The organism is Infirmifilum sp., assembly GCF_049970975.1.
Classification (GTDB): Archaea; Thermoproteota; Thermoprotei; order Thermofilales; family Thermofilaceae; genus Thermofilum; species Thermofilum uzonense.
The window spans coordinates 1-1,686 of the sequence record NZ_JBMFLX010000201.1 but is presented as its reverse complement, the minus strand read 5'-3'; the positions used below and the strand labels follow the sequence as shown (position 1 = coordinate 1,686).

Here is a 1,686-nt window from a genome sequence, read left to right as displayed (position 1 = left end):
TCCCACCCTCCTTAAGGAAGCCTGTGGAGTGTATGATCCAGTAAACGTATATGCCCGGTTCAACACCTCTCTGGACTTGAGGAGTTAGATTGTACTTGGTTAATATTCTACGATACAGCCTCAATATCGTATCCTGCGTGTCATTAATGATCTCAGTCCACCTTGTATAAGGTGGGTTACCCACTACGGCGTCGAAATCCTTGAATTCCACTTCGAGTTGCTTTCGACCCTCCGGTGTCGCGACCCTATACGGTGCTAGTAGCTTTTGACCTGGTATTACCGTGAAATAGTCCTTTACAAATATGTTTATGTTATCGCTTGGAGCCCTAGGATTCCTCATAGCTAAGTTTATTGCTGTTAAGTGTGCTGGAAACTCATTTATGTCGATTCCATACAATTGACCCAATATCTGCCTATGTACATCAGAGCGCACATATTCTATCTCACCATATGATCTCTTTAACTTAAGCTCTGCAAGCCTCTTGTAGGCCTCGACTAGGAACGTCCCCGAGCCGCAACCGGGGTCTAGGATCTTGTCGTCGGGGCTTCTAATAGCCCATTTTACTATAAGCTCAGCTATGGGTCTAGGCGTGTAGAACTGACCTAGCTGGTGCCTCTCCTCACCCGGTATCAGATCCTCGTAGACGTAGCCAATTATATCGCCGAATTTCTCAACCTCATAGTAGTCCATGAGCCCTATGATGTAATCCAGTGCCTCCAGGATATTCTCACTCTCTACTATATCGATAGCATCGTACAACCCAGTATCGAATATTGCCCTATAATCCTCTGTAACTTTGACAGCTTGAGCGAAGAGCGCCCTTAAACGTGTGAGGTACTCGCTAACGGTCCTAACCTCGCCTTCCCTGTAGAGGGGTTGTAGCTTTGGTAGTCCGTAGAATCTCTCTAGGATCTTGTAGAATACTATCTTGTTGAGTAGCACATACGCCATCTCCCTAGCTAGGTTCCCGGGGGCGGGACTGTAACCCCTCCTACGAGCATAATCCTCAACCATCTCAGCAATTTCAACACGATACCTACCGTTAGGTGCTATAGCTTCAAGCACGTATGGCGTTAGGAGATCAACGAAACCCCTTAAATCCTCTATTAGGATCCAGTGGAGCGGTTGCCTCTTCTCCTTAAGACTGTCGGGTTTAGCATAAATACCCGTTAACTTATCTAGAAGGTCCCGGAAGTACTGCTCAGAGAAGCTGTGAACCTCGTGTAGGAGCATGTAGTTGTGTCTGTAGTCGTAGAAGTTTCTGATAACTCTACCGTAATCCCTCTTCCTCACAGCCTCCCAGTCTACAAAATTCTCAAGATCCTCTGGTACGAGGAATACGGCTATCTGCCTATCGTTAGCTGTGGCTATGAATGGTACGTGGATCCCTTTCTTCCGCAACAATGCTGCATAGGCCATGGCTTGCCCAACGACTTCAGGCGATGAAACTATGAAATTCCTCTCAACCCTCCAACCCCCATGCCTCTCGATCTTCCTCTTAGTCTCTATAATGAGCAGTGGCCTACCATCATCCTTTAGGACAGCTATGTCAGCCCTCCTATTACCACCTACATCGTATTGACGTTCAACGGCAGTAATAGTGATACCGTTGAACCTCTGATTCAGGAATTTAGCTAACACGTCACGGATCCTATCCTCAACTTGCGCCTCACTTCTAATAGGTG

At 46.9% G+C, this 1,686-nt stretch carries 1 protein-coding gene; it reads right to left on the bottom strand.

Annotated elements, in window-relative coordinates; genetic code table 11:
- A partial coding sequence (locus ACP5KC_RS10535; protein ID WP_428287566.1) for a restriction endonuclease subunit M occupies positions 1–1,686 on the bottom strand: 1,686 nt, incomplete at both ends.